This window comes from Rhodovarius sp., from assembly GCF_040399605.1.
Taxonomy (GTDB): domain Bacteria; phylum Pseudomonadota; class Alphaproteobacteria; order Acetobacterales; family Acetobacteraceae; genus Rhodovarius; species Rhodovarius crocodyli_A.
Genome location: NZ_JBBARU010000067.1, coordinates 1 through 5,675, shown reverse-complemented (window position 1 = coordinate 5,675; position 5,675 = coordinate 1). Strand labels below are relative to the sequence as shown.

4 protein-coding genes are annotated in these 5,675 nt (G+C 70.0%); 3 read left to right on the top strand and 1 reads right to left on the bottom strand.

The annotated features are described in order from the left end of the window. Positions 1 to 133: 133 nt before the first annotated feature. Entirely contained in the window at positions 134 to 2,941 is a 2,808-nt protein-coding gene (locus ABWP84_RS14670) for an SLBB domain-containing protein (protein ID WP_353212786.1), read from the bottom strand. 319 nt (positions 2,942 to 3,260) lie between these two features. Between ABWP84_RS14670 and ABWP84_RS14665 the strand changes: the two genes are divergently transcribed. The 3 genes from ABWP84_RS14665 (at position 3,261) to ABWP84_RS14655 (ending at position 5,588) form a co-directional block, all read left to right on the top strand. Beyond that, positions 3,261 to 4,406, top strand: a complete 1,146-nt coding sequence (locus ABWP84_RS14665) for a heparinase II/III family protein (RefSeq protein WP_353212785.1) — start codon at positions 3,261 to 3,263, stop codon at positions 4,404 to 4,406. A gap of 63 nt (positions 4,407 to 4,469) precedes the next feature. Next, the gene (locus tag ABWP84_RS14660; RefSeq protein WP_353212784.1) at positions 4,470 to 4,883 is read left to right on the top strand and encodes a DUF1489 domain-containing protein; all 414 of its coding nucleotides are present in this window, start codon (positions 4,470 to 4,472) and stop codon (positions 4,881 to 4,883) included. Positions 4,884 to 5,138: 255 nt separating this feature from the next. After that, complete coding sequence (locus ABWP84_RS14655) at positions 5,139 to 5,588, top strand: MarR family winged helix-turn-helix transcriptional regulator (protein WP_353212783.1); 450 nt, start codon at positions 5,139 to 5,141, stop codon at positions 5,586 to 5,588. Positions 5,589 to 5,675: the final 87 nt, after the last annotated feature.

Below are 5,675 nucleotides of genomic sequence, written 5' to 3'. Positions count from 1 at the left end.
GCAGTGCCGCCCAGAGCAGTGCCGCACGGGGCAGCGCCACACGGGGCAGCGCCGCGCCAAGCGCCCTGATACCCTGCCGACCCACCCGATCAGCCGCAGGCCGACCGGGCCCGCGCCCAGTGCCACCGCGCGCTCAATTGCCACGATTCCGGCTGATCACCGCCAGCGCCGCCGCCGAGATGGCAATCTGCCCGAACACCGCCGTCAAATCCCGCAAAATGCCCCAATTTTCGTAAGGGCTGGGGTCCTGCGGCACGACGATGAGCGAGCCCGGCGGCACCGGTGGCCCGCCCGCCTGCCACGGTCCTAAGCCCGCCGGGGTGGAGGTGCCATTGGGCAGCACCACAAAGGCCCGGCCGCCATCGGCAAAGCGCTGCGGCCCGCCTGAGGCGCGGACATATTGCGTGGCCCGCCAGCCGGTGGCGAATTGCAGGCTGCCGGGATTGAGCACCGAGCCCACCACCGTCACCTCATTGGGCCGCTTGGGCATCACCAGAAGGTCGCCCGGCTCCATCAGCACATCCAATTCGGGCCGGCCGGCCAGGATCACCGGATTGGCCTCCACCACCATGCGCCCCGCGGCGCGGGCCTGGCGCAGCGCATTGGCCATCTCCCGCCCGGCGGTGATGGCGCCAACGATATCGCCGCCGCTGCCGCTGCGCCCCACCACCGCCTGCCCGGCGGCCACCTGCATCAGCCCCTGTTCCAGCTCGGTGGCGGTGCGCGAGAAACCCTCCTGCTGGCGCAGCCGCACCGTCTCACGCGTCATCACCGCGCCATAGGGGAAGGCCTGCGGTGTCAGCCCACCGGCGCGGGAGATCAGCTCTGAGAGCCGCTCGCCCCGGCGAATGTCATAAACCCCGGGGCGAAGAAACTCGCCCATCAGCGTCACCGGCCCGACATCGCGATCGGTGAAGCCGCGCGGGATGCGGATGGCATCGCGCGGAGAAAGCCGCACCGCGGCGAAGTTGCGGCTGCGCAAATCCAGCACCGTGCGGCTGAGCGGGATGGAGGTCGCCTGCTCCGAGGGCTCGCGCGCCAGTTCGATGGCGGCGAGGTCGGCCGTATCGGTGATGCCGCCCGCCGCCGCCAGCGCCTCATCCAGCCCGGTATTGTCCAGCACCGGGTAAAGGCCGGGCAGCCGCACCTCGCCGAGCAACAGCATGGCATTGTCGAGCAGGAAGGCCAGCAGGGCCGGGTAGTCGATGAAGATCTGCGGACAGGGCGCGCTGCCATAATCCGGAAAGCCGGCGGCGCGGGCATGGGCGAAGCGTGCGGGGGCGGCGCGCGCGGCGATCACCAGTTGGGTCAGCGCCGGGCATTCGCCCACGAGGTTGGGTGTGGGCTGCGGCATCTGGCCGGGCTGTGGCGCGGGCATGGGCTGGGTGTTGGTGTCCACACCCTCGCCCCGCAGCGCCCGCTGCACCGAGGGGCTGGCCAGCCAGAGCACATCGGGCAGGCCGAGCAGGATCACCTCGTCATTCTCCTGCAGCCGGGTATCCGGCCCGCCGGTCAGCAGCTTGCCCAGGTCAAAGGGCACCAGACGGCGCACCCGGGTGCGGGCATCGGCGCGCCAGATCAGCCCCATGCGGATATAGGGGTCGGGCCGCACCATTTGCGGGTCACTGAGCAGGCCGCGCAGCGTGGCGCCACGCCCGGCCGCCGCGCGGGTCAGCGGTGTTGCGACATGCCCGCCCAGGCGCAGCCCGCCCGATTGCGCGTCCACCCCCGGCTGCACCAGCAGCGCATCGCCGCGGCGCAGCGTGTCGCGCAGGGCAATCTCGCGGAAGGCGCGGCGGCCGCTGCCATCGGTGGTCTCCAGCAGGAAGCGGTTGCCGCTCGGGCGCAGCGCCTCGCCCGCCAGGCGCAGCATCATGGCCAGCGGCGCCTCATTGCGGCCCGGTGGCAGCTCATAAATCCCCGGGCGCGACACCTCGCCGCCAATGGCCGCCACCGCGCCGATGGGCGGCACGACCACACGCTCGCCCTCCGCGAGGCGCAATTCCGGCTGCTCGCCGCCATCGCCGGAGATGACCGGGTAGAGATCGACGCTGCGATTGCCCACGCGGATGGCGCGCAGCGAGCCGGTGCGGCGCGGCCCGCCAGCCGCCAATATGGCATCGAGCACCGTGGCCAGGGGCGAGAGCACGACCATGCCCGGCTGCATCACCTCGCCGCCGACAAACACCGCCACCTGGCGCAGCTGGCCGATGGAGACGAAGACCTCGCTGCCCGCCAATTCCCGTGCGACCCTGGCATCGAGATCGGCGCGCAGCGCGCGCAGCGTTCGCCCCGCGGCGGGCACTGGCTGCATCTCGGGCAGCATCAGCAGCCCCTCGCGCGTCACGCGGCCGGAGAAGGTGTGGCGGGCGCGGCCGCGGAAGGAGAGCACCAGCTCATCATCGCGGCCGATCACGTAATCCTCCGGCACGGCGCCGAAGCCCACGCCGGTGGCATGGCCCGGCTGGGTGTTGCGGAAACTGTCATAGCCGAATTGGCGCAGAGCCACCGGCATGCGGTTGGCGAAGAATTGCTCGACCGGCGAGAAGGGCTCTTCGCCGGGTGCTGGCCCCGGGGGAGCCTGGGGAGGCTGCTGGCCGCGCCACTGCACGCTCCCTTGGGCGGTCCAGGCCGGCGGTGTTCCCGGTTGGGGCTGGGGCAGGGAGGGCGCCAGGGCTCCGGGCCCGCGCCCGGCACCGGCATCGAGCAGGCGTTGCAGAATGTCCTGCTGGGTGGCGGGCGGCAGATTCGGCAGGGGCAAGCCCCCGGGCAGAACGGATGGCAGGGCTGGCGGCGCCAGGGTGGTGCCCGGAGCACCCCCCGCAAAACCACCGCCCGGCAAGGTGGTGGCCGGGCTGCCAGCGGGCTGCTGGGCGCGTGGCCTTGGCCCCAGGACAAGGCTGGGCAGCATCAGCAGCAGAACCAGAAGACGCAGAGCCATAAACCTCGCCTCGTTTTGACGCCATTCGCAATTTATGCTTCAGTATATACAACCTTATGGCGAAATTAACCGAAAGAATGCAATTCCTCGCCGATGCGGCGTGGCGGCTGGGGCCGCGCGCGGTGGCCCTCAGCCTCTAGGGCAAGGGGCCGGGCGCCTGGTGGGCTGGGCGCATCCTCGATGCCAGGCCGACTGACCCGCTGGCTGGGAGCGATATCCGCCCCCTATGGGAGGCGCATCGCTGGGCGGGGCTGCCGGCCGAGCCCGAGGCCTTCTGCACCGCCTGGATGGCCGCCCATCCGCCCTTTGCCGGGCCATTATGGGCCTGTGGGCAGGAGGCGGCGCTGCGGGCACTGCATCTCGCGCTGGCCTTGCCCGCGCCGCTGCCGCCAACCCCGCCTATGCCATGGCGCAGGACAACAACCACCCCATGAGCGAAGCCGCCGGGCTTCTGGCCTGCGGGCTGCTGCTGGGCCGGCCTGCCCTGGCCCGGCTGGGTGCGGTGCGGCTGGAGCTACATGCGGCCCGGCTCATCGCCGCCGATGGCAGTTTTGCCCAGCCCAGCCCGGCCTATCACCGGCTCATGCTGGAGGTGCTGGTGGCGGCCGAGACGCTGCGCCGCCGCTGGTCAGGCCCGCCCGCCTCGCCCCGCCTGCTGGCCCGGGCGGGGGCGGCCACGCTGTGGCTAAGGCGGCTGACCTGCCCGCAGACCGGCGCGCTGCCGCGCATCGGCCACCAGGATGGCGCGGCGTTTTTCGCCACGGCCGAGGATGCCAGGCCGGGCCTTGCCATGGCCGAGGCGCTGTTCGGCGCCGCCCCACCCGAGGCCGAGTGGCGCAGCATGGGCTTTCGCGGTTGGTCGGCGGCGGGAGCGCGGGCGGTATTGCGCACCGGGCCGCTGCATTTCCGCCCCGCCCATGCCGATCTGCTGCATTTCGACCTTTGGGATGGGCCGCTGAACCTGCTGCGGGATGGCGGTACGGGCGCCTATAATCCTTCGCCCGAAAATGCCTGGTGGCTGGATTATTTCTGGTCGGTGCGGGCGCATAACACAGTGCAATTCGATGCTGACGAGCCCATGCCCCGGGTCTCGCGCTTCCTGCATGCGCAATGGCCGGCCACCGGCGGCGATGCCCAGGCCGATTGGCTGCGCGACGCCCAGGGCCGCTGCCACCGTCGCGCCGTGCGGGCCGAGGGCCGTGAATGGCAGGTGCGCGACTGGCTGCAGGGCGGCTATGCCCAGGCCATACTGCGCTGGCGCCTCGCACCCATACCCTGGCGCCTGCTGGCCAATGCCGCCGAAAGCGAGGCGGCACGCATCACCATCACCGCCGATACTGCCCTGGCGGTGACGCTAGAGCAGGGCTGGGAGAGCCTGGCCTATGGCGAGGTCTCACCCTGCCCGGTGCTGGTGGCACGCGGCCCGGCCCGGTATTTCGAGACACTGGTGCGGCTGCCCGGCTGAGATTGCCGCGCCCCGCCCCTTGCCGGACTCGGTGGTTTGGCCGCAGCAGGGGGAATGCTGCACATGTTGAAACTCTCAGTGGGCGTGAAAGAGGTGGCGCAACTGCGCGCCATTCAGACCCTGCGCGCCGCCGCCGACCCGCCGCTGCGCCACCAGACCAGGATGATGCCCAAGCGCCGCGATGAAATTCTGGATGGCGGCAGCATTTTTTGGGTCATTGGTGGCTTCGTGCAGGTGCGCCAGCGCCTGCTCGACATTATCGAGGACCGCTGGGATGACGGCACGCCCTGCGCCGGGCTGGTGCTGGACCCGGTGCTGGTGCCGGTGGAGGCCCGGCCGGTGAAGGCGTTTCAGGGCTGGCGCTATCTCGATGCCGCCTCCGCGCCGCCGGATGTGGCGGCGATGCGCCAGGCCGCCGGCGCGCAGGCCATGCCTGAGGCTATGTTGCGGGAATTGCGCGCTCTTTGCCTTATGTAGTGTTTTCAGAATGGTAGTATTCGGACAAATTCACCCGAAGGGGCGGTAGCCCCGCCCCGGGGCCAAGGCGCAATGGGGCTGGTGGCAGGTGAAGGCATAGCCCAGCCCAGGGTGGAATTCCAGGATATTGTTCCCATAACGCCCTGCCGAGCGCCCCGCCTTCCATGCGTTGGCAGGCCGCGTCTGCTCGGCGGACATCCGCAAAAATGCGACAGACCTCGACGCCGGGCCAGGATTGGTCCAGTTTCGCATATCATGACCGGCACAGTCCTAGACCACGAACAATATGCGCCAGCGCAGCTGACCTTCCTGGCCAATCGGCTGTCGGTGAGCGCCAATGCGCTTTACCGCGAAAAATTCGGGGTGGGGGTGACCGAATGGCGCATCATGGCGCTGCTCGCCGCGCAAGCGCCCATCCCCGCTGCGCGCATCTGTCAGGTGCTGGGCATGGATAAAGGACCGGTGAGCCGCTGCCTGGCCGGCATGGAGCAGGCCGGCCATGTGCGGGTGAAGCCCGACCGCGCCGATGCCCGCCGCCGCCCGGTGGCGCTGACCGGCCCGGGCCGCCGCTTGCATGACAGGATCATCAAGCTCGAACTGGCACGCGAGGAAAAACTGCTGACCGGACTGAAGCCGGCTGAACGCAAGAGCCTGCTCAACTTGCTGACCCGAATGCGGGCCAACCTGGCCACGCTGAACCAATAGAACAAAATTCGTTGAACTGGTAACGATGACCGCCAAATAAACGCTGGTGGCGAAAGAAGAAAGAGCGAAAGGGCTTTGCCCTCTCGC

Coding starts and splice junctions, on each gene's coding strand:
- ABWP84_RS14665 (WP_353212785.1), top strand. CDS start 3,261: ATGGGCCTGTGGGCAGGAGGCGGCGCTGCGGGCACTGCATCTCGCGCT.
- ABWP84_RS14670 (WP_353212786.1), bottom strand. CDS start 2,941: ATGGCTCTGCGTCTTCTGGTTCTGCTGCTGATGCTGCCCAGCCTTGTC.
- ABWP84_RS14660 (WP_353212784.1), top strand. CDS start 4,470: ATGTTGAAACTCTCAGTGGGCGTGAAAGAGGTGGCGCAACTGCGCGCC.
- ABWP84_RS14655 (WP_353212783.1), top strand. CDS start 5,139: ATGACCGGCACAGTCCTAGACCACGAACAATATGCGCCAGCGCAGCTG.